The 22,015-nt window shown below is 61.3% G+C and carries 20 protein-coding genes; 11 read left to right on the top strand and 9 right to left on the bottom strand.

The features are described 5' to 3' along the window. Positions 1-714: 714 nt before the first annotated feature. Both HU731_RS02625 and HU731_RS02630 read left to right on the top strand, forming a co-directional pair. Complete coding sequence (locus tag HU731_RS02625) at positions 715-2,091, top strand: pyridoxal-phosphate dependent enzyme (protein WP_166405671.1); 1,377 nt, start codon at positions 715-717, stop codon at positions 2,089-2,091. After that, positions 2,088-3,254, top strand: a complete 1,167-nt coding sequence (locus HU731_RS02630; protein ID WP_186609047.1) for a cystathionine gamma-synthase — start codon at positions 2,088-2,090, stop codon at positions 3,252-3,254. Before HU731_RS02625 ends, HU731_RS02630 begins: the two co-directional genes overlap by 4 nt. Positions 3,255-3,418: 164 nt before the next feature. On the opposite strand, the gene HU731_RS02635 is transcribed toward HU731_RS02630, so the two are convergent. After that, on the bottom strand, positions 3,419-5,617 hold the full coding sequence (locus HU731_RS02635; RefSeq protein ID WP_186609046.1) for an OsmC domain/YcaO domain-containing protein: 2,199 nt from the start codon (positions 5,615-5,617) through the stop codon (positions 3,419-3,421). Between the two features lie 251 nt (positions 5,618-5,868). Here HU731_RS02635 and HU731_RS02640 point away from each other — a divergent pair, with 251 nt between their 5' ends. Further along, entirely contained in the window at positions 5,869-6,429 is a 561-nt protein-coding gene (locus HU731_RS02640) for a cysteine hydrolase family protein (RefSeq protein WP_186609045.1), read from the top strand. A gap of 19 nt (positions 6,430-6,448) precedes the next feature. On the opposite strand, the gene HU731_RS02645 is transcribed toward HU731_RS02640, so the two are convergent. Genes HU731_RS02645 through HU731_RS02655 form a run of 3 tightly spaced genes read right to left on the bottom strand, consistent with a single transcriptional unit; the run spans position 6,449 to position 8,170 of the window. Beyond that, entirely contained in the window at positions 6,449-6,904 is a 456-nt protein-coding gene (locus HU731_RS02645; RefSeq protein ID WP_186609043.1) for an NUDIX hydrolase, read from the bottom strand. Beyond that, complete coding sequence (locus tag HU731_RS02650; protein WP_186609041.1) at positions 6,897-7,694, bottom strand: nucleotidyltransferase domain-containing protein; 798 nt, start codon at positions 7,692-7,694, stop codon at positions 6,897-6,899. The genes HU731_RS02645 and HU731_RS02650 overlap by 8 nt, the downstream gene beginning before the upstream one ends. After that, positions 7,691-8,170 carry a P-loop nucleotide/nucleoside kinase family protein gene (locus HU731_RS02655; RefSeq protein WP_186609039.1) on the bottom strand — a complete coding sequence of 160 codons (480 nt, stop codon included), beginning with the start codon at positions 8,168-8,170 and terminating at the stop codon, positions 7,691-7,693. The genes HU731_RS02650 and HU731_RS02655 overlap by 4 nt, the downstream gene beginning before the upstream one ends. 733 nt (positions 8,171-8,903) lie before the next feature. Between HU731_RS02655 and HU731_RS02660 the strand changes: the two genes are divergently transcribed. Both HU731_RS02660 and HU731_RS02665 read left to right on the top strand, forming a co-directional pair. Then, complete coding sequence (locus HU731_RS02660) at positions 8,904-9,329, top strand: DUF2231 domain-containing protein (protein WP_161905870.1); 426 nt, start codon at positions 8,904-8,906, stop codon at positions 9,327-9,329. Further along, positions 9,326-10,618, top strand: a complete 1,293-nt coding sequence (locus tag HU731_RS02665; protein WP_186609037.1) for a PQQ-dependent sugar dehydrogenase — start codon at positions 9,326-9,328, stop codon at positions 10,616-10,618. The genes HU731_RS02660 and HU731_RS02665 overlap by 4 nt, the downstream gene beginning before the upstream one ends. Positions 10,619-10,648: 30 nt before the next feature. Here the strand turns inward: HU731_RS02665 and HU731_RS02670 are convergent, their stop codons facing one another. Beyond that, positions 10,649-11,557 carry a LysR substrate-binding domain-containing protein gene (locus HU731_RS02670; RefSeq protein ID WP_186609035.1) on the bottom strand — a complete coding sequence of 303 codons (909 nt, stop codon included), beginning with the start codon at positions 11,555-11,557 and terminating at the stop codon, positions 10,649-10,651. Between the two features lie 92 nt (positions 11,558-11,649). Between HU731_RS02670 and HU731_RS02675 the strand changes: the two genes are divergently transcribed. Further along, a complete protein-coding gene (locus HU731_RS02675) occupies positions 11,650-12,633 on the top strand; it encodes a DMT family transporter (protein WP_186609033.1) in 984 nt (327 codons plus the stop codon). Further along, positions 12,630-13,475, top strand: a complete 846-nt coding sequence (locus tag HU731_RS02680; RefSeq protein WP_186609031.1) for an alpha/beta fold hydrolase — start codon at positions 12,630-12,632, stop codon at positions 13,473-13,475. Before HU731_RS02675 ends, HU731_RS02680 begins: the two co-directional genes overlap by 4 nt. Here the strand turns inward: HU731_RS02680 and HU731_RS02685 are convergent. Together HU731_RS02685 and HU731_RS02690 are read right to left on the bottom strand one after the other, a co-directional pair. Continuing rightward, positions 13,462-14,865 (bottom strand): MFS transporter, encoded by a 1,404-nt coding sequence (locus tag HU731_RS02685; protein WP_186609029.1) that lies wholly within the window; start codon positions 14,863-14,865, stop codon positions 13,462-13,464. The genes HU731_RS02680 and HU731_RS02685 overlap by 14 nt on opposite strands. Before the next feature lie 143 nt (positions 14,866-15,008). After that, entirely contained in the window at positions 15,009-15,539 is a 531-nt protein-coding gene (locus tag HU731_RS02690; RefSeq protein ID WP_186609027.1) for a GNAT family N-acetyltransferase, read from the bottom strand. A 327-nt stretch (positions 15,540-15,866) separates the two neighbouring features. Between HU731_RS02690 and proP the strand changes: the two genes are divergently transcribed. After that, positions 15,867-17,369, top strand: a complete 1,503-nt coding sequence (proP, locus tag HU731_RS02695) for a glycine betaine/L-proline transporter ProP (protein ID WP_032892100.1) — start codon at positions 15,867-15,869, stop codon at positions 17,367-17,369. 53 nt (positions 17,370-17,422) lie between these two features. Continuing rightward, positions 17,423-17,929: a GAF domain-containing protein gene (locus HU731_RS02700; RefSeq protein ID WP_032892101.1), complete on the top strand. Its 507-nt coding sequence runs from the start codon at positions 17,423-17,425 to the stop codon at positions 17,927-17,929. On the opposite strand, the gene HU731_RS02705 is transcribed toward HU731_RS02700, so the two are convergent. Further along, positions 17,904-18,827 carry an AraC family transcriptional regulator gene (locus tag HU731_RS02705; protein ID WP_057975769.1) on the bottom strand — a complete coding sequence of 308 codons (924 nt, stop codon included), beginning with the start codon at positions 18,825-18,827 and terminating at the stop codon, positions 17,904-17,906. The genes HU731_RS02700 and HU731_RS02705 overlap by 26 nt on opposite strands. A gap of 163 nt (positions 18,828-18,990) precedes the next feature. Between HU731_RS02705 and HU731_RS02710 the strand changes: the two genes are divergently transcribed. Together HU731_RS02710 and HU731_RS02715 are read left to right on the top strand one after the other, a co-directional pair. Continuing rightward, entirely contained in the window at positions 18,991-20,013 is a 1,023-nt protein-coding gene (locus HU731_RS02710) for an alpha/beta hydrolase (RefSeq protein ID WP_186609026.1), read from the top strand. Further along, positions 20,010-21,200 carry an MFS transporter gene (locus tag HU731_RS02715; RefSeq protein ID WP_186609025.1) on the top strand — a complete coding sequence of 397 codons (1,191 nt, stop codon included), beginning with the start codon at positions 20,010-20,012 and terminating at the stop codon, positions 21,198-21,200. The genes HU731_RS02710 and HU731_RS02715 overlap by 4 nt, the downstream gene beginning before the upstream one ends. Here the strand turns inward: HU731_RS02715 and HU731_RS02720 are convergent. After that, positions 21,193-22,014 carry an AraC family transcriptional regulator gene (locus HU731_RS02720; protein ID WP_186609024.1) on the bottom strand — a complete coding sequence of 274 codons (822 nt, stop codon included), beginning with the start codon at positions 22,012-22,014 and terminating at the stop codon, positions 21,193-21,195. The two genes, HU731_RS02715 and HU731_RS02720, sit on opposite strands and share 8 nt — an antisense overlap. Between the last annotated feature and the right edge of the window lies 1 nt (position 22,015).

Genomic DNA, 22,015 nt, shown 5'->3' on the forward strand with positions numbered 1-22,015 from the left:
CTTAGCGATGCCGCGATGGCGGTGGGTCAGGCAGCACAAATGCCAACAGCACCACCGCCATCGCAGCATAGGTATCTACACAATTTTGTAGGTTGTAGCAGCCAACGGTAACCACGATGCGAAGCGAGCCGCCCTTGATCTTGCTCTTGATCTGCTCTTGATCTTAGGCGCCCCGTCAAACCACGCTGGCCGGAATTCGCCAGGGATTTGGGGGGTAAACCGGCAGGGATGCCGGTTTAGCCGCCCCGCGCCATGGATGGCGCGTGGCGGCGGCCCCCCAAATCACTGGCGGATTACGGGCACACCGAGCCTAAGCGAGGTGCCGAGTGGTGGGGCAAGAGCCTTTTGCTTACTTTTGGGCTCTTTTCAAAAGTGAGCCGCTGTCAGAGCGGAACCCTAGGTGGCCGTTACCTAAATAACGGATATGTACTCGGTCTGAGCCAACATTCCGGCAGGCTTTCAGGCCGCCTTCGCAGGCAAGCCAGCTCCCACATTTGTATCGCGGGGCATCAGGTAGATAAGCGTTGGCTGTCAAGCCGCCTTCGCGAGCAAGCCCGCTCCCACCGTTTGATTGCGCGCCCTCCCCCCCATGCGGCAAAAAAAGTCATACAACGGACGCCCGGTTGCGACACTGGCGATACCGGCCTATGTTCCAAGCCATGCTGTTTTTTTGCTGTCCCCCGCCCTACGCCCATCCCGTAACCAGGAGACGACATGCCCACGCCTTCACGCCCTGCCGTACTTGAGCTGATCGGCAACACCCCATTGGTCAAGGTCAGCCGCTTCGATACCGGCCCCTGCACGCTGTTTCTCAAACTGGAATCGCAAAACCCCGGCGGCTCCATCAAGGACCGCATTGGCCTGGCGATGATCGACGCCGCTGAACGCGACGGTCGTTTGCGCCCTGGCGGTACCATCATTGAAGCCACCGCCGGCAATACCGGCCTGGGCCTGGCGCTGGTGGGCCGGGCCAAGGGTTACCGGGTGGTGTTGGTGGTGCCCGACAAGATGTCCACGGAAAAAGTGCTGCACCTCAAGGCCATGGGCGCCGAAGTGCATATCACCCGCTCCGATGTGGGCAAGGGCCACCCCGAGTATTACCAGGACGTGGCGGCACGTTTGGCCAAGGATATTCCAGGCTCGTTCTTCGCCGACCAGTTCAACAACCCGGCCAACCCGTTGGCCCACGAGACCAGCACTGCGCCGGAGATCTGGGCGCAGACCCAGCACGACGTGGACGCCATTGTGGTGGGTGTCGGCTCGGCCGGCACGCTCACCGGTTTGACGCGTTTCTTCAAGCGCGTGCAACCCGAACTGGCCATGGTGCTGGCCGACCCGGTCGGCTCGGTGATGGCCGAGTACAGCCGCAGCCGAACGCTGGAAACCCCCGGTTCCTGGGCCGTTGAAGGGATAGGCGAGGACTTCATCCCCTCGATCGCCGACCTGTCCAGCGTGCGCCACGCCTACTCCATCAGCGATGCAGACAGCTTCGACCACGCCCGCCAACTGCTCAAGGCCGAAGGCATCCTCGGCGGTTCATCCACCGGCACACTGCTCGCCGCGGCCTTGCGCTACTGCCGCGAGCAAACCGAGCCCAAGCGCGTGGTCACCTTCGTCTGCGACACCGGCACGCGCTATCTGTCCAAGGTTTACAACGACCAGTGGATGAACGACGCCGGCCTGTTGCAGTACAAACACTACGGCGACCTGCGCGACCTGATCGCGCGCCGCTTCGAAGACGGCCGCGTGATCAGCGTAAGCCCCGACGACACCCTGCTCACCGCCTTCCAGCGCATGCGCCTGGCGGACGTGTCGCAACTGCCGGTGCTGGTCGATGGCCAGACCCTGGTGGGCGTGATCGACGAGTCCGACATCCTGCTGGGCCTGCACCACGACGCCGCAGATTTTTCCATGACCGTCGCCAGCGCCATGACCAACACCCTGCACACCCTGGCCCCCAACGCCAGCCTGGCCGAACTGCAGGCTGAACTGGATCGCGGCCTGGTCGCCATCATTGCCGACGCCGCAGGCTTTCATGGCCTGATCACCCGCGTCGACCTGCTTAACCACCTACGGAGATCCCTTGCATGAGCCAGCCCGATAAAAGCGCGTTTGCCACCCGTGTGATCCACGCCGGGCAGTCACCCGACCCGACCACGGGCGCGCTGATGCCGCCGATCTACGCCAACTCCACCTACCTGCAAGACAGCCCCGGCGTGCACAAGGGCTTTGACTATGGCCGCTCCCACAACCCCACGCGTTTTGCCCTGGAACGCTGCGTGGCCGACCTTGAAGGCGGCAGCCAGGCGTTTGCATTTGCCTCTGGGCTGGCGGCGATCTCCACCGTGCTGGAACTGCTGGATGCCGGCGCGCATATCGTCTCGGGCAATGACCTGTACGGCGGCACCTTCCGCCTGTTCGACAAGGTGCGCCAGCGCAGTGCCGGGCACCGCTTCAGCTATGTCGAACTCAGCGACGTGTCGGCGTTTGAAGCGTCATTGCAGGACGACACGCGCATGGTCTGGGTGGAGACCCCGAGCAACCCGCTGCTGAGCCTGACCGACCTGCGCGCCGTCGCCCGCATCTGCCGTGCCCGCGGGATTATCTGCGTGGCCGACAACACCTTTGCCAGCCCCTGGATCCAGCGCCCGCTGGAGCTGGGCTTCGACATCGTGGTGCACTCCACCACCAAATACCTCAATGGGCATTCTGATGTGATCGGTGGTATCGCGGTGGTTGGCGACAACGCTGAATTGGCCGAGCGCCTGGGCTTCCTGCAAAACTCCATCGGCGCCATCGCCGGGCCGTTCGATGCCTTCCTGACCCTGCGCGGGGTAAAAACCCTGGCGCTGCGCATGGAGCGCCATTGCAGCAATGCCCTGGACCTGGCCACCTGGCTGGAACAACAGCCGCAAGTGTCGCGGGTGCACTACCCGGGCTTGGAATCCCACCCACAGCACGACCTGGCGAAACAGCAGATGCGCGGGTTTGGCGGGATGATTTGCGTGGACTTGAACAGCGACCTGGCCGGCGCGACACGCTTTCTGGAAAACGTGAAGATCTTCGCCCTGGCCGAGAGCCTGGGGGGCGTGGAAAGCCTGATCGAACACCCGGCGATCATGACCCATGCCAGCATCCCGGCGGCGACGCGAGCGCAATTGGGGATTGGCGATGGGCTGGTGCGGCTGTCGGTGGGGGTTGAAGATGTGGAGGATTTGCGCGCCGATCTGGCGCAGGCCTTGGCCCACATCTAACGCCGACATACCTGTAGGAGCGAGCTTGCTCGCGAAGAACGCAAAGACAACACGGGTATCCAGACAGCCCGCGTTATCGTTGACGTTTTTCGCGAGCAAGCTCGCTCCTACAGAGTTCAGCCTTTGATCGTTCCCACGCGGAGCGTGGGAACGATCAGTGTGGGTCAGCCTTGGGTGATGTTGGCCCGCGCCGCATGCAGCTTCTTGTAGCTGTCAATGAGGCGCAAATGCCGGTCCAGGCCTTCCAGCTTCATGCTGGTCGGCGTCAGCCCATAAAAGCGCACGCTGCCGTCGACCGAACCGATCACCGCGTCCATGCGCTCATCACCGAACATGCGCCGGAAGTTGGCCTCGTAGTCAGCCAGTTCCAAGTCGTCATCCAACTCCATCTCCAGCACCGCGTTCATCGCCTGGTAAAACAGGCCGCGCTCAACGGTGTTGTCGTTGTACTGCAGGAACATCTCCACGCACTCCTTGGCCTCTTCATACTGCTTCAGCGCCAGGAATATCAGCAGCTTCAGCTCCAGGATGGTCAACTGGCCCCACGCGGTGTTGTCGTCGAACTCAATGCCAATCAACGTAGTGATATCGGTGTAGTCGTCTAGCTCGCTTTCTATCAGGCGCTCGACCAACGCCTGCAACTCTTCCTCGTTGAGGCGGTGCAGGTTGAGGATGTCTTCGCGAAAAAACAGCGCCTTGTTGGTGTTGTCCCAGATCAGGTCATCCACCGGGTAGATTTCCGAGTAGTCCGGCACCAGGATGCGGCAGGCGGTAGCGCCCAGGTGCTCATACACCGCCATGTACGACTCTTTGCCCATGCCTTCGAGGATGCCGAACAGCGTGGCGGCTTCCTGGGCGTTGGAGTCTTCGCCCTGGCCGGAGAAGTCCCATTCGACGAATTCATAATCCGACTGGGCACTGAAGAAGCGCCACGACACTACGCCGCTGGAATCGATAAAGTGCTCGACGAAGTTGTTCGGTTCGGTGACCGCCTGGCCTTCGAAGGTCGGCTGCGGCAGGTCGTTCAAGCCTTCGAAGCTACGGCCTTGCAGCAGCTCGGTGAGGCTGCGTTCCAGCGCCACTTCCAGGCTGGGGTGCGCGCCGAACGAAGCGAACACGCCGCCGGTGCGCGGGTTCATCAAGGTCACGCACATCACCGGAAATTCACCGCCCAGGGACGCATCCTTGACCAGCACCGGAAAGCCCTGAGCTTCCAAACCTTCGATGCCCGCCAAGATGCCCGGGTACTTGGCCAGCACGTCGGCGGGTACATCCGGCAGGGCAAATTCGCCTTCGATGATTTCGCGTTTCACCGCCCGCTCGAAAATCTCCGACAGGCACTGCACCTGGGCTTCGGCCAAGGTGTTGCCGGCGCTCATGCCGTTGCTCAGGTAGAGGTTTTCGATCAGGTTGGAGGGGAAATACACCACCTCGCCATCGGACTGACGCACGAACGGCAGCGAGACAATGCCACGGGCTTCGTTGCCGGAGTTGGTGTCGAACAGGTGCGAACCGCGCAGCTCGCCCTCGCGGTTGTAGACTTTCAGGCAGTAAGCATCAAGGATTTCACTCGGCAGCTCATCGTTGGGGCCCGGCTGAAACCAGCGTTCATCCGGGTAATGCACGAACGGCGCGTTGGCCAGGTCCTCGCCCCAGAACTGGTCGTTGTAGAAGAAGTTGCAGTTCAGGCGCTCAATGAACTCGCCCAGCGCCGACGCCAGCGCGCCTTCTTTCGTCGCGCCCTTGCCGTTGGTAAAGCACATCGGCGAATGGGCGTCGCGAATATGCAGCGACCACACGTTGGGCACGATATTGCGCCACGAGGCGATCTCGATCTTCATGCCCAGGCCGGCGAGAATCGCCGACATGTTGGCGATGGTCTGCTCCAACGGCAGGTCCTTGCCGGCAATGTAGGTGCCCGCTGCGGACGTGGAGTTGGGCATCAATAACGCCTGGGCATCGGCGTCGAGGTTGTCGACTTCCTCAATCACGAACTCCGGGCCGGCCTGCACCACCTTTTTTACGGTGCAACGGTCGATGGAACGCAGGATGCCTTGGCGGTCCTTGTCGCAGATGTCCGCGGGCAATTCGACCTGGATCTTGAAAATCTGGTTGTAGCGGTTTTCCGGGTCGACGATGTTGTTCTGCGACAGGCGAATATTCTCGGTGGGAATATTGCGCGTCTGGCAGTACAACTTCACAAAATACGCCGCACACAACGCCGACGAAGCCAGGAAGTAGTCGAATGGCCCCGGTGCCGAGCCATCGCCCTTGTAGCGGATGGGCTGGTCGGCAATGACCGTGAAGTCATCGAACTTGGCTTCAAGCCGAAGGTTGTCGAGAAAGTTGACCTTAATTTCCATGCGGGCACACCAGAATAACGAGCTAAACAAATTGGCCGCCATTATGAAGCGTTTCGCCGGGAAGTCTCAGGGTTTTGCGTATGGGCTGCCGATCGGTGCTAACGTCCAACCTGTGGGAGCGGGCTTGCTCGCGAATGCATGCTGCCAGTTGATAAACAAGTCACTGATAGACCGCATTCGCGAGCAAGCCCGCTCCCACATTTGGACCGCGTTGCGCCAGTTGAATAGTGCTCACCTCTAAAGGACAGGCCATGGAACCGATAGCGAAGAACGCCGCATTGCTGATCATCGATATGCAAAAAGGGATGGCCGATCCCACACTAGGCCGCCGCAACAACCCAGACGCCGAACTGCGCATACAACAGCTGCTCAATGCCTGGCGCCAGGCGCAACGCCCGATCATCCATGTGCGGCATATCTCCCGCTCTGCCGCTTCGGTGTTCCGGCCAGGCCAGCCAGGCTGTGAGTTCCAAGACGCTCTGCACCCCCTGACCCACGAACATGTGGTGGAAAAAAACGTACCGGATGCTTTCAGCGCCACGGGCCTGGAGCGCTGGCTGCACGTGCGCTCGATCCAGCAGTTGGTGATCGTCGGCGTCATCACCAACAATTCAGTGGAATCCACCGCACGCTCGGGAGGCAACCTGGGGTTCGACGTGATCGTGGCGGCGGATGCGTGTTTCACCTTCGATCAAACTGACTTGTCGGGGCGGCTGTGGGCCGCAGAAGATGTGCATGCGTTGTCGCTTAGTAACTTGGCGATGGACTATGCCAGGGTGTTCCAGACGCGTGAAATCCTGACCAGGCATTAATAAGCAATGCGAACATGCATCAGGGCAAGCGCACCCCGGTATCCTCCAGCATTTGCGGCAACGCCTGCGGCCATACCGTATCGCTCGTTGCGCGCAGCGCCTCTGCCGACCACCAGCGATGGTCCGCCATCACCTGGGCCTCTTGCTGCGTCCACTCGGCCCTGGATAACGCCTCGCTGGGCGCATGCACCACGAAGTACCGCTCAACCGCCAGCACCGTTTCGCCGCAGGGCAGCATCAAGGTCACGTTGCGCTCTGCTACACATTCCCCGACGCTGCTGACCGTGATACCCGTCTCTTCGCGCAACTCACGAATCGCAGCGCTGTGGAAGCTCTCCCCTGCCTCCACGCCACCGCCCGGTGTGGCCCAGTAATCCTGACCGGCCAAGGCGCCGTGTTTATGCACGAAGCGAAACAGCAACACCTGCTGTGCAGGGTTTATGACCAGTAATCGTGCGGCTTTGCGTTCACGCATCAGATTGATTCCTTTCTATGACTGCCGAATTCATCCAGCTCAAAAAAGCCCGCAGGCGTGTCGTGAATGCCTCGCCCTCGGCGCTCGGGTTGCGTGCCTCAAACAGGAAGTAGGCGATTTGCACACGCATGTTCGGGTGATGCTGAACAAACAGCCCAACGTAGTCTTCCAGGGTGTGCGGCCAGGTTTGCGCATCTTGCGCTCGCAGGGTGTGGGTGGCGCGGATCAAGGCCCGCGATGCTTCCCGCTGCAAGCGATGGCGTACGTGCTCAGTGCTGGCCTGTTCGATACCTACCAGATACCCCGTGAGCGCCTGTTCAAAATCGCCGTTGACCGCCAGGGCGATGGCGCGAGACGGGCGAAACGGTTCGAAGTGCAGCGACAGGTCTTCGCCCCAGAGACAGCGGCAATGATGTTTGAGCCAGAAGCCCCAACGGTTTCGGTTCTCGGGCGCCAACACCTGAGCGCGGTGGCCGATGTCGAAGTCAATCTTGGTGACGCTCGGATGCCGTTGCTCCAAGGCGAGTCGGGCCGACTCCAATTGTTCAAGCGCGGGCGCATCCGGTGGCTCGACCAGTATCAGGGAAAGGTCAAGATCAGAAGCGCCGATCTCTCCTTCGCCCCGTGCGACGCTGCCATACAGGTAAATCCCGTGCAGCCCCAGCGCAGGCTGGGACAGGGTGGCGCAGATGTCCGTCAGCAGGGGCTGGAACTCGGGTTGTATCGGCCCATCGGCGACGGTGAGGATATAGCCGTCGGCATCGATGCCAGCAGATTTTTGGGTAGTCACGGGCGATGCACCTCAATCACCAACCCTTCCTCCTCCCTCGGCACACTGAAATGGCGAGTGATCAGGTCAAACTCGGCATCGGTGGCGGCAAAATCATGCTCACCCCGAGCGTTGCGCGCATGCAGGCGCGCACGACAGGTGGCATCGTCCAGCTCCAGGTAATGCAGGCAGTGCGGCACCTTGGCTGCCTGGGCCAGGCCAAGCAGCCATTGACGATTGGCGAGGGTGTTGGCCGGAAAATCCAGCACCACATTGACGCCGCGCGCCAACAGATCAATCACCAGCGGCTCAATTACCCCACGAACCCGCTGGGCACAGCGCAGGTAGTCGGCAATGCTCTGGATCTCACCGGGGTAGATACTGGCCAGCCACTGGTCTTCGCTGAGCACGATGGCCCCCTGCTCGGCGGCCAGGGTTTTGGCGAGTGTGGACTTACCGGATGCGATCTTGCCGCAGAGCAGATGCAGGGTGGGCATAACGCGATTCCTCATGTCGGGCCAGGAAGGATGAGTCATATAGCCGCTGTGGTAAACATATGCAGGCATAGGTATCTACATAACTTTGTGGGCTGTAGCAGCAGACGGTAACCACGATGCGAAGCGAGCCGCTCTTGATCTTGATCTGCTTGTGATCTTGATCTCAGGCGCCCCGTCAAACCACGCTGGCCGGAATTCGACAGGGATTTGGGGGGTAAACCGGCAGGGATGCCGGTTTAGCCGCCCCGCGCCATGGATGGCGCGTGGCGGCGGCCCCCCAAATCACTGGCGGATTACGGGCACACCGAGCCCAAGCGAGGTGCCGAGTGGTGGGGCAAGAGCGTTTTGCTTACTTTTGCGCTTTTCAAAAGTGAGCCGCCGTCAGGGCGGAACCCTAGGTGGCCGTTACCTAAATAACGGATATGTACCCGGTCCAACTGTGTTGACTGTCAGGCCGCCTTCGCAGGCAAGCCAGCTCCCACAGTTGGATGGTGGGGTGTCAGGTAGATAGATGTCGGCTGTCAGGCCGTCACGGGAGCAAGCTCCCTCGCCACAGGTTCAGCGTCGCACCAAAATTGTGTAGAGACCTATGCATATGCAGAGGAACGCCGGACCGAAACACACCTCGACACGCCCTCCCAGTGAACTTTCTTACAAGCGCCATGCTCCTTTCCTATGCAAAGTCAGCGCGTCCTGAACCCAGGGTGCAGAACGATAAGGAGCCGCCACCACCATGACTACCCTCCCCACTTACCCCGTCGTCAGGCCCGGGCCGTTGCACGGGACTTTGCTCGCCGGCACCGTGCCGTTGTTTCTCGGAGCCTTGCTCAGTGATATCGCCTACGGCCAGACCTACCAGATTCAATGGGCCAATTTCGCCTCCTGGCTGATCGCAGGAGCCTTGGTGTTCTGTGGTTTTGCCCTGCTGTTTGCACTGGTCAACCTGGTGCGTGCCGAACACAAGGGCGGGCGCCCGGTGGCGTACTTCCTGTTGTTGCTGGGCACTTGGGTGCTGGGGCTGGTGAACGCCTTCCAGCATGCCAAGGACGCCTACGCCATGATGCCCACCGGCTTGGTGCTGTCGGCGATTGTCACCGTGCTGGCGATTGTCGCCACCTGGATCGGCTTGACCAACCTGCGCTCAGGAGCTGCCCGATGAAACCACTCAACACACTGACCCTGCTCAGCGCCGCCCTGTTGCTGAGTGCCTGCGGCGGCGAAGGTGACAAGACCCAGGCGCGCGGCCCAGACCCCAAGCTGCCTGAGCAACAAAGCAGCCTGTTGCCGAGCATGAAAATTGCCGAGCCCACGCCGTGGGGCGACCAAAAGCCCAAGGTGCCCGAAGGCTACAGCGTCACCGCCATCGCCACCGACCTTGCGATCCCGCGCCAGACCCTGGTGCTGCCCAACGGCGATATCCTGGTGGCCGAGGGCCGTGGCGGCAGTGCGGCCAAGCTCAAGCCTAAGGACGTGATCGCCAGTGTGATCAAGGCCCAGGGCAACACCAAGGTCAAAGGCGGCAACCGCCTTACGCTGCTGCGTGACGCCGACGGTGACGGCACCTATGAACTCAAGACCGTGTTCGCCGACAACCTCAACGCCCCCTACGGCCTGGCATTCGCCGACGGCAAGCTGTATGTGGCCAACCAGGACGCACTGCTGCGTTTCGACTACGCCGACGGCCAGACCAAAGCCAGCGCCCCGCCGGTCAAAGTTACCGACCTGCCGGCACAGATCAACCACCACTGGACCAAGTCGCTGGCCGTAAGTGACGACGGGCGTCAGCTGTATGTGGGCATCGGCTCCAACAGCAACATCACCGAACGCGGCATGGAAGTGGAGATCGACCGCGCAATGGTCTGGCAGATCGATGCCGCCACCGGTGCGCATAAGCCCTACGCTACGGGCCTGCGCAACCCGACAGCGCTGACCATCCAACCGGGCACCGGGCAACTGTGGACGGTGGTCAACGAGCGCGATGAACTGGGCCCCGACCTGGTGCCGGACTACCTGACGTCGGTGCGCGAAGGTGCTTTCTACGGCTGGCCCTACAGCTACTGGGGCCAGAACGTCGACCCCCGCGCCCAACCGCAAAACCCGGCCAAGGTGGCTGCGGCGATCAAGCCCGATTACAGCCTGGGCTCCCACGTGGCCGCGCTGGGCGTGGACTTTTCCATCCCTGCCATGGGTGAAAAATTCGCTGACGGCGCGTTTGTCGGCGAGCACGGCAGTTGGAACCGTGACAACCCAGTGGGCTACAAGGTGATCTTCGTACCGTTCAGCAACGGCAAGCCGGCGGGCGAGCCTATCGACTTTGCCACCGGCTTTCGCGGCGACGACGGCAAGACCCGTGGGCGCCCAGTGGGGGTGACGGTGGACCCTAAAGGCGCGCTGATCATTGCCGATGACTTGGCCAATACGATTTGGCGCGTCACGCGTAACCAATAACCGCAGATGACAGGGGCAGCAACGCCCCTGTCAGCCGTCGCTCTGCAATTGCGCCTCAAGCCAAGCCAACAACGCGCTGACCTCGTCCCGACTGCCCGCCCCTTGCTGCCGGTAGACCGAAATAGCCTCGGGCAAAAACACGCTTTCTGCGCAGGGCCGAACCAGCGCGCCACTCTCGATCAGTCGGCTTGCGGTACGACGCCACCCCATGGCGATACCGTGCCCTTCCACTGCGGCTTGCAACATCAGCGGGTAGCTGTCGAAGGTGGCACTGCGCGCATCCCTGGCCAACATACGACCGAACACCTGCAGCCACTCATCCCACTCCATCAAGTGCGGCGGCTCTGAGCTGTGGTGCAGAAATGTGCAGGGCTGTAATTCAGCCAGCGGTAGCGGTTGGTCCGGGCAGAGGTAAGCCGGACTGCACACCGGGAACACCTCGTCGGAGGCGGTGAACATCAGCGTATGGGCGCCACTGGCGCGCCGGGTACTTTGCAGGGCCACGTCGAAATGCCCGTCGAACTGGGTGATCGGCCGCGTGCAGGTCACCACCTGAATCTCGATCTGCGGGTATTGCTGGTGGAAGGTTGCCAGGCGCGGCATCAACCAATAGAACGCCTCGCATAGCTGACACAGCAGTACCACGCGATTGCGCTGCGGTGATGTTCTCAGGCTGACCGCGCCTTCACTGATGCTTTGCAAGGCCAGGCTGACCACCCGCCCCAGCTCACGCCCTTCTTGCGTCAGGAACACCCCCCGGTTGCGCCGAGAAAACAGCTTGACCCCCAGGTTGTCCTCCAGCCCGCGAATCTGCCGACTGACCGCTGCCTGGGTGATGTGCAATTCATCGGCCGCCTTGGAAAAACTCTCCAGGCGCGCCGCCGCTTCAAACGGCAACAAACTGGTCAGCGGCGGTAAGGTTTTGCCAAGTGCATTCATAATCTGTGGTTATGCATCCAAGGCCGAAAACTCGTTTGTAGCACACCCGCCGCGCTGGGCACCATGAATCCCTCACTTCATGGATCAGCCTGATGACCACCGCCCGCGCCTCACTCTTTACCGGAGTGCTATTAGCCGTTGTCGCCACCCTGGGCTGGGCGCTGAACTTCATTGCGCCCTATGTCACCGGCGTCTACAGCCTCTACGATTTGATGGCCGTGCGGTTTCTGATGGCCGGTGGGCTGGGCCTCGCCGGGATGATGGTGTGCAGGGCGCAATTGAGTGCACTCAGCACCGCCCAGTGCCTGGTCGCCGCAGCACTGGGCGCGCTGGGTTGCCTCGGTTATGGCGTGTGCGTCGCTGGCGGTGTGATGTTCGGCGGGCCGGTGCTGACGCCAGCGTTTGTCGGGATGGTCCCGGTGCTACTGGCGTTGATAGGCAACGCCAGCCATAAGACCCTACACTGGCGCCAGTTGGTGATGCCGTTGTCCTGCCTCACCGTGGGGCTGTTGCTGTCCACCATCAGCAGCCTCCACCTGCCCGCCTCCGGCACCGGCTCCTGGCTGGCCGGGTTGTGCTTCTCCCTGGGCGCAGTGGCCTTGTGGCTGGGCTTCAGCGTCATCAATCAACAGCAACTGGCGCGCCTGCCTGCCCGCGCAACCGGCCTGTGGACTGCCCTGATGCTGGTAGGCGCAGGGGGCGCGGCGCTGTGCCTGCTGCCGTGGCTATACACGCTGGGCTTGTTCCGGTTGCCGACCCTTGGTGCGGGCTGGAACCAGGCATGGCCGCTGTATGCCTGGAGCCTGGGCATCGCCGTGATGTCCACGGTGGTCGGCGCCTGGGCCTGGAACGCAGCAACGCGGCGGCTGCCCATGGTACTGAGCGGCCAATTGATTGCCCTGGAATCACTCTTCGCCAGCCTGCTCGGCCTAGGTTTTCACCCGCGCTGGCCGACGCCAATGGAAGCCGTGGGCCTGGCTGCCGTGCTTGTCGGCGTGGTCATGGCGGTTCGTGTCCTCCTGGCACAGGCAAACCCCGCCACAACCCACCAAACCTTAGGGGAGATTCAACCATGACCCATTCAACCGATGCACTGGCACTGCCCCACACCTTTGACTTTTACAACCAAACCGTGCGCTGGGGCCAGCTTGGTACCCAGGGCCCGGCGCTGGTAATGGTGCATGGCACGCCGTTCTCTTCCCATGTGTGGCGCCGTATCGCGCCCTTGTTTGCCGCGCAATACCGCGTGTTCTATTACGACCTGGTTGGCTACGGCCAGTCTGAACAGGCGCCGGGCCAGGACGTCTCCCTGGGCGTACAAAACCTGCTGCTCGCCGCATTGCTGCACCATTGGGGCCTGGAACGTCCCCATGTGCTGGCCCATGATTTTGGCGGTGCCACGGCGTTGCGCGCGCATCTGCTCGATGGCTGTGACTATGCCAGCCTGACCTTGATCGACCCTGTCGCCATGGCGCCGTGGGGGTCGCCGTTGGTGCAGCATGTGCGCCGCCATGAACAGGCCTTCAGCGAAGCGCCGGCCTATATCCATGAGGCGATTGTGCGGGCCTATCTGCAGGGTGCTGCCTTCGCGCCGCTACCTGCGCAGGTGCTGCACGCCTACGTCACACCCTGGACAGGCGAGGTTGGCCAGCCCGCCTTCTATCGCCAGATTGCACAGATGGACCAGCGCTATACCGACCCGATTGAAAACCGACTCGCCGACATGCGTTGCCCGGTGCAACTGCTCTGGGGTGAAGAAGACCAGTGGATCAACGTGGCACAGGGCGACGCGCTCGCAGGTAAATTAGATGCCCGCTACCTGCGCGTACCGCGTGCGGGGCACCTGGTGCAAGAGGACGCGCCTGAGGTCATCGTCGCTGCCTTGATGACCTTTCTAGCTAGCGCTATAGATCAGTGATTTCCTTGTGGCGCGGCACCAGCGTCTTCATCACGCTCCAGGCCACCAGGTAAGCCAGGGCGCAGATGGCAAACATGATCATGTAGCCGGTATGGATGTCGTTGATGGACTTGTAATAGTCGAACACCCAGCCGCCGATCTTGGTCATGAGCACGCCGCCCAGGCCTCCAGCCATGCCGCCAATACCGACCACCGAGGCCACGGTTTTCTGCGGGAACATGTCGGACACGGTGGTAAAAATATTGCATGACCACGCCTGGTGCGCCGAGGCGCCCACGCCAATCAGCAACACCGGCACCCAGAAGCTGAGGTAGCCCAACGGCTGCGCCAGCAACACCACCAGCGGGAACAGCGCAATCACCAGCATGGCTTTCATGCGCCCGTCATAGGGTGCATCGCCGCGCGCCATGAAGTAGCTGGGGAACCAGCCGCCGCCAATACTGCCGACCATGGTCATGCTGTACAGCACCGCCAATGGCATCACGATATCGGCGCCTTTCATGCCGTATTGGGCAGCCAGGTAGGTGGGCAGCCAGAACAGGAAAAACCACCACACGCCGTCGGTCATGAACTTGCCGAAAGCAAACGCCCAGGTCTGGCGGTAGGTCAACAATTTGAACCAGGAGACTTTCTTCGCAGCGGTGCCCGTCGGCGCCGGGGTGAACGGTTGTACGGTCTGGTCGCTGCGAATGTAGGCCAGCTCTTCAGGCGACAGGCGTTTTTGCTGCTCCGGTTTTTCGTACACGGCGGCCCACACGGCTACCCACACAAAACCGAGCATGCCGATGACCATAAACGCCGCCTCCCAACCCCACATGCCAGCAATCAAAGGGACACAGATTGGCGCCAGGATCGCGCCGACGTTGGCGCCAGAGTTGAAGATGCCGGTGGCCAGGGAGCGTTCTTTCTTGGGGAAATATTCGGCAGTGGCCTTAATGGCGATCGGGAAGTTACCCGCTTCGCCAATCGCCAACACCGCCCGTGAAAGCATGAAGCCAGCAATGGACACCGGGATCACCGCCAGGCCAATGGCACCGCTGACGGCTGCGATGCCCTCGCCCATTGGCACCGAAAACGCATGCATGATCGCGCCGGTGGACCAGATACCAATCGCTACTACATAGGCGGCCTTGGTGCCGATCTTGTCGACGAAGCGCCCGGCAAACAGCATGGAAATGGCGTAGACAAACTGGAACACCGCCGCGATGTTGGCGTAATCGGTGTTGCTCCAGCCAAACTGCGTTGACAGTTGCGGTGCCAAGAGGCTGAGCACCTGGCGGTCGAGGTAATTGACCGTGGTGGCGAAAAACAACATCGCGCAGATCGTCCAGCGATAGCTGCCGACCGCCTGGCCGACACGAAGGGCACTGATGGGCTCGTTCAGATTCATGGCATCACTTTTTATTTTTGTTAGGTAGGACATATGTAACGTCATATGTCGTCGTACAACTATGAGTTTTATATCGGGGCGCCAACGGGGTGTCAATCGCAAAGATTGCAGCTTATCGAGGATTTACGTGGAATTGAAACATGTCAGGTAGGTGCAGTTGTAGGATGACAAACCCTGAGCACCAGGCTGGGCGCTTGACCGGGTACATCATCGAGCAGACCGAAACGTTGCATGCCCAGTTTTTCCAGTACGCGGATCGACGCGGCATGATCGGGCCGCACCAAACCAAACACTTCCGGTAATGACAGGGCGTCGAACGCCAGCGCCAGGGCATCCCGCCCCAGCTCAGTGGCATACCCCTGCCCCCAGGCCTCGACAGCCAGCCGATAGCCAAGGTTGATGCGCCGCTGCGTCAGGTAGTTAAGTGGCGCAATGCCGCCAAATCCGATGATGTGTTCGGGGCTCTCTTTGCGGGCAATCGCCCACCAGCCGTAACCCTGGGAGGCCCATTGCTCAAGCCAGTGATCCAATAGCCGTTGTGCCGCAGCCAGGTTGGGCAGCGGGCCGGCAGGATTGAACAAGTTGGTCTGTGGATCACCGAAGATCGCGAACAATCGCTGAACGTCTGCGGCCTGTGGTTGGCGGTAGGTAAGGCATGAATGGCTGCTTGGCATATGAATGACTTCCCTGTTTGCCTGACTGACAATGACAATCCCCTTGTGGGAGCGCTCGAGCTTTAGCGAGGCCGCGATGGCGATAGTTCAGGCAACACAAATGCCAACAGTACCGCCGCCTTCGTAGCCTCGCCGGGGCTCGACAACTCCCACATTTGATCTGTTTCGCCGCTCGTTATGCATAGGCCTCGAAAACCGAACGTTTCATCCCATGCGAGAAAAAATACACAAAGCGGTGAATTATTTCGTGTCCACTTGTATCTGAACTGACAGAGCGGTGCCATCGTAGCGATGGCACCTCCCCTGTTCAGCTTTTGAGTGGCCCGCATGAAACTACGTAAAAAACGCGTCAAACCCATCGGATTGAAAGACATCACCATTGTCGACGACAACAAGATGCGCAAGGCGATCACCGCCGCCGCACTTGGCAATGCCATGGAATGGTTCGACTTTGGCGTCTATGGCTTTGTCGCCTACGTGCTGGGCAAGGTGTTCTTCCCCGACGCCTCCCCTAGCGTGCAGATGATCGCAGCACTGGCCACCTTCTCCGTTCCCTTCCTGATTCGCCCACTGGGCGGCCTGTTCTTCGGCGCACTGGGCGACAAGTACGGGCGGCAAAAAGTCCTGGCCGCCACCATCGTGATCATGTCCTTGAGCACCTTTGCCATCGGCCTGATCCCCGGCTATGCCTCCATCGGCATCTGGGCGCCGATCCTGTTGCTGCTGTGCAAAATGGCCCAGGGTTTCTCGGTGGGCGGTGAGTACACCGGCGCGTCGATTTTCGTGGCTGAATACGCCCCGGACCGCAAGCGCGGTTTCCTTGGCAGCTGGCTGGACTTCGGCTCCATCGCCGGTTTCGTGCTCGGCGCGGGTGTGGTGGTGTTGATCTCCACCGTGCTCGGTGAGGCTGAGTTCGAGGCCTGGGGCTGGCGCCTGCCGTTCTTCCTCGCCCTGCCCCTGGGCATCATCGGCCTGTACCTGCGCCACGCGCTGGAAGAAACCCCGGCGTTTCAACAGCATGTCGACAAACTCGAACAGGGTGACCGCGAAGGCCTGAGCCACGGCCCTAAAGTCTCGTTCAAGGAAATCGCCACCAAGCACTGGCGCAGCCTGTTGACCTGCATCGGTATCGTCGCGGCTACCAACGTGACCTACTACATGCTGCTCACCTACATGCCGAGCTACCTGTCCCACAACCTGCACTATGCCGAAAACAGCGGCGTGCTGATCATCATCGCGATCATGGTCGGCATGTTGTTCGTGCAGCCGTTCATTGGCTTTGTCAGCGACAAAATCGGCCGCAAGCCATTCATCATCGCCGGCAGCATTGGCCTGCTGTTCCTGTCGATCCCGGCCTTCATGCTGATCACCAGCGGCAAGACCGGCCTGATCTTCGGCGGCCTGCTGATTCTGGCGGTAGTGCTGAACTTCTTTATCGGTGTGATGGCGTCGACCTTGCCAGCCATGTTCCCCACCCACCTGCGCTACAGCGCCCTGGCCAGTGCCTTCAACGTCTCGGTACTGATCGCCGGTGTCACGCCCACTGCGGTGGCCTGGCTGGTGGAGAGCACCAACAACCTGTACATGCCCGCTTATTACCTGATGGTGTTCGCAGTGGTTGGCCTGATCACGGGCCTGACCATGAAGGAAACCGCCAACAAGCCCCTGCGTGGCGCGGCCCCGGCAGCTTCCGACATGGAAGAAGCCAAGGAGCTGCTGCAGGAGCATCACGACAATATCGAGCAGAAAATCGAAGACATCGACGCCGAGATTGCCGCGTTGCAAACCAAGCGGGAAAACCTGGTACAGCAACACCCGCGCATCAATTAATAACCTGACTGTGCGTGGTCGCGGCCTGCGACCACGCCATTGGAGCGTTCAGCATGGTTTCAAGCGTCACCGCCGCACACAGGTTACTCAGCGCAGACGAGCGCGCCGCCATTGCCGAAATTGAAGCAACCACCAACATCCTCAAGCTGGTCACCCGCCTGACCGGAATGAGATTCGCCGGCATCGCCAAGTTCACCGACCAGGAATGGGTGGTGTGTTCGGCTTACGACCCGCTGCAAATGGGCATCAACGTCGACGACGTACTCGACCTTGAAACCACCCTGTGCAGTGAGTTCTGCATCAACCCACACACCCTGTTCATCCCCCAGATCAGCCAGAACGGCCGTTTCGCGGCGCGCCCGGTGGTCAAGCAATACGCCATCGAAAGCTACGCCGGCGCGCCGATCTTCCTGCCCGATGGCCGCCTGTTCGGGGCGCTGTGCGCGCTGGACTCCCGGGCCATGCTGTTCGACGACCCCAACCTGCCGGAAACCCTGAGCCTGTTCGCACGGCTGATTGGCTGCATCTTCTACGCTAATCTGACCCCGGCGGATCACTGACACCCGCCCGGCCCCGCAGTGTTGCCATATCGCGCTTGGGCGGCACCCCAAACAACCGGCTGTACTCACGGCTGAATTGCGACGGGCTCTCATACCCGACTTTGAACGCGGCACTGGACACATCCTGGTGCTCGTTCAACATCAATCGACGCGCTTCATTCAAACGCAGCCATTTCTGGTATTGCAGCGGGCTCATCGCGGTCAGTTGCCGGAAGTGATGGTGAAAGGTCGCCGCGCTCATTTGCACCCGCGCTGCCAGCTCTTCCACACGCAGGGCCGCGTCGAAATTCAACTTCAGCCAGTCGATGGCCTTGGCAATCCGATAACCCTGCCCGTCCACCGAGCAGATCTGGCGCAATCGGCCGGCCTGGTCGCTTTTCAATAGCCGGTAATGAATCTCGCGCTGGATCAATGGCGCAAGTACCGGGATAGCCTCGGGTTCATCCAGCAACGCCACCAGGCGCGCGAATGCGGCCAGCATGCCGTCGGTGACTGTACCGATCCCCACCCCCTTCATGACCGCACGCTCACGCACCGGCGGCAAGCCGCCCTGGGCGATCAGCTCGGCCAGCATGCGCAGGTCCAGCTTGAACGTCAGCCCCAGGCAGGGCTGCTCGGGGCTGGCCGCCAGCACCTCGGAGTTGGCCGGGATGTCCAGCGATGTCACCAGGAACCGGGACGTGTCGTAGGGGTAGCCCTCGCCGCCGACCCACAACTGCTTCTCGCCCTGGGCCACCAGCACGATGCACGGCTCAACCATGCACACCACCGGCGCAGCGGGTTGCTCACGCCGATAAAAGCCCAGGCCGGGGATCGGCATGGCGTAGTCGCCGGGCGACGGGGTGCGCGAACCAATCGACTGGATCAGCGCATTCAGGGGGGTGGGAGTGGACGTCATGACAGACCCTTTCATAGCTTCATTGCACTTTACTCGCGCAAGCCACGGGCGTCGTCACCTGGCGCTGAAACTCAGAGGATCAGGCAAGTAATCCACTCAAATGCACTACAGAAGCCCTGCCGTCACCCGGAAAATGTGCGGACACTTCACAAGGAACATCCCTATGAAACGCCTCTTGCTCGCCTTGGGTTTGCTGGTGACTTCTCTTTCTTCATTTGGAGCCGATATGTCCAACGGTGCGGATAACTTCTACAGCAGCGACACAGTGACGGCCGAACCTGTCACCTTCAACAATCAATACGGCATGCAGGTCGCAGGCATGCTGTTCGTGCCCAAGCACCTGGCCCCAGGCTCAAAGCACGCCGCCCTTGTCGTCGGCCACCCGATGGGCGCCGTCAAAGAGCAAAGCGCCAACCTCTACGCCACCAAAATGGCTGAACAGGGTTTCGTGACCCTGTCCCTGGACCTGTCGTTCTGGGGCCAAAGCGCCGGTACGCCGCGCAACGCGGTGTTGCCCGACCTCTACGTGGAAGACTTCAGCGCCGCCGTGGATTTTCTCGGCACTCGCCCACAGGTCGACCGAGAACGCATCGGCGCCATCGGCATTTGTGGCAGCGGCAGTTTCGTGATCAGTGCGGCGAAGATCGATCCGCGTCTCAAGGCAATCGCCACGGTCAGCATGTACGACATGGGCGCGGCCAACCGCAATGGCCTCAAGCACGGCATGACCTTGCAACAGCGCCAGCAGATCCTGCGCCAGGCCGCCAACCAGCGCTATGTAGAATTCCAGGGCGGCGAGACCCTCTACACCGGTGGCACGCCGCACAGCCTCACGGGCGATCCGGTCGGCGACGAGTTCTACGATTTCTACCGTACCCCGCGCGGCGAAGTCACCCCGGCAGGCGCCTCATCCCAAACCACCACCCGGCCGACGCTGACCAGCAACGTCAAGTTCATGAACTTCTACCCCTTCAACGATATCGAGACGATCTCGCCGCGCCCGCTGCTGCTAATTACCGGGGCCGACGCGCATTCCCGTGAATTCAGTGAAGACGCCTATCAACGCGCCGCCGAGCCCAAGCAATTGCTGGTCATCCCCAACGCCGGCCATGTAGACCTGTACGACCGCGTCGAACTGATCCCGTTTGACACGCTCACCACCTTCTTCCAGAGCCACTTGCAGTGAGGTCTGTTACCCCTCAACCGCAACGCTGGGGCGCGGTGCTGGCGATGTCGTTGGCGGCGTTTGCCTTGGTCGCCTCCGAGTTCATGCCGGTCAGCCTGCTGACACCGCTGGCCGCTGACTTGCAGATCACTGAAGGCCAGGCCGGCCAGGGCATTTCCGTGTCCGGGGTGTTTGCCCTGCTCACCAGCCTGGTGATCGCGGCGGTTGCCGCGCGGATGGATCGCAAGCGCCTGCTGATGGCCTTGACCCTACTGATGATCGTCTCTGGCAGCGTGGTGGCGTTCGCACCCAATTACGCGGTGTTCATGCTCGGGCGCGCGTTGATTGGCGTGGCGATTGGCGGCTTCTGGTCGCTGTCGGCGGCCACGGCAATGCGCTTGGTCGAGCCCGCCCAAGTGCCACGGGCCTTGGCCATCGTCAACGGTGGCAACGCCCTGGCGACGGTGATTGCGGCGCCGCTGGGCAGCTTTCTCGGCGGCCTGATTGGCTGGCGCGGCGCATTCTTTTGCGTGGTGCCGGTGGCCGTGATTGCGCTGGCCTGGTTGTGGCTGAGCTTGCCTGCGCTCAAGCACAGCGGCGCAGCGAACACCGGCAATGCACTGCGCCTGCTGAAAAGCCCCAAGGTGGCCTTGGGCATGGGCGCCGTGAGCCTGTTCTTCATGGGCCAGTTCATGCTGTTCACTTACTTGCGGCCATTTCTGGAGGGCGTGACCCGGGTCGAGGTGAGCACACTGTCGTTGATGCTGCTGGTGCTCGGCCTGGCCGGTCTGGCGGGTACGGTGTTGATTGAGCATTTGCTCAAGCGCCACCTCTACCCGACGCTGATTGCCATCCCGTTGATCATGGCCGGCATCGCCCTTGCGCTGATGAAGTTCGGCGGTTCAACGATTGCCACCTCCGTGCTGTTGGGCTGCTGGGGCCTGGTAGCGACAGCTGCACCGGTTGGCTGGTGGACATGGCTGGCGCGCACCTTGCCCGACGACGCCGAGGCCGGCGGGGGGTTGATGGTCGCCATCATCCAGTTGGCGATTGCCGCCGGTGCCACCGTAGGGGGCGTGGCGTTCGACTTGAGCGGCTACCGGGCCACCTTCGAGCTGAGCGCCGCCTTGCTGGTAGTCGCCACGCTGCTGGCTTACCTGGCATCGCGCCGCACTGCTCAGGCGCGCATGGCGAGCGGCGCTACTTGAAAAAATGACTCGGCGTTTTGCCAAACTGTTTCTTGAACATGCTGGTAAAAGCGCTGGGGCTTTCATAGCCCAACTCAAACGCCACATCGATAATCTTCTGCCCCACCGCAATGCGTTCCAGCGCCAGCAATAGCCGCGCTTGCTGGCGCCACTGGCCGAAGGTCATGCCGGTTTCCTTGCGGAACAGGCGCTGGATGGTGGTCTGGTCCAATCCCAACCGCGCACTCCAGTCGGCGACGGTGGAGGCATCACTCGGCTCGTCCTGCAACGCCAGGCAAATCGGGCTCAGGCGTGGGTCGGCAGGCTGCGGCAAAGACAGCGGCAAGGCCGGCAGGATGGCCAGCTCATCAAGAATCAGGTGCATGATCCGCGCGTCGCGTGAATCCTCGGCATATGGCGGTTTCAAACTGACCGAGGCCTTGATCAGTTCGCTCAGCAGCGGCGAGACCGTCACCGTCTTGGGCTCGGCCGGCAGGTTGGGGAAGCTGTCCGGGCGCACGAACACGCTGCGCATCTGCAGCGTACCCACGCAGCGCAGCGAGTGAACTTGACCGCAAGGCATCCAAAAACCACGATTGGGCGGCACCGTCCATTGCCTCAGGGCCGAGTACACCACCATCACACCGCCAATGGCGTACAGCAGTTGGTGCTTGTTGTGGCTGTGTTCGGGGATCACCCAGTTTTCGGGGTAATCGGTGGCCGAGCTGATGACGGCCCAGTCGCCCTCATCGATTTCTCGCAGAAATTTATCCAGTGATTTGATCATTTCGCCCTTTTTGCGATAGTTTCTGCCCGAATTGCGCGAGACAGGCATT

It is taken from the genome of Pseudomonas salmasensis (genome assembly GCF_014268375.2).
Taxonomy (GTDB): domain Bacteria; phylum Pseudomonadota; class Gammaproteobacteria; order Pseudomonadales; family Pseudomonadaceae; genus Aquipseudomonas; species Aquipseudomonas salmasensis.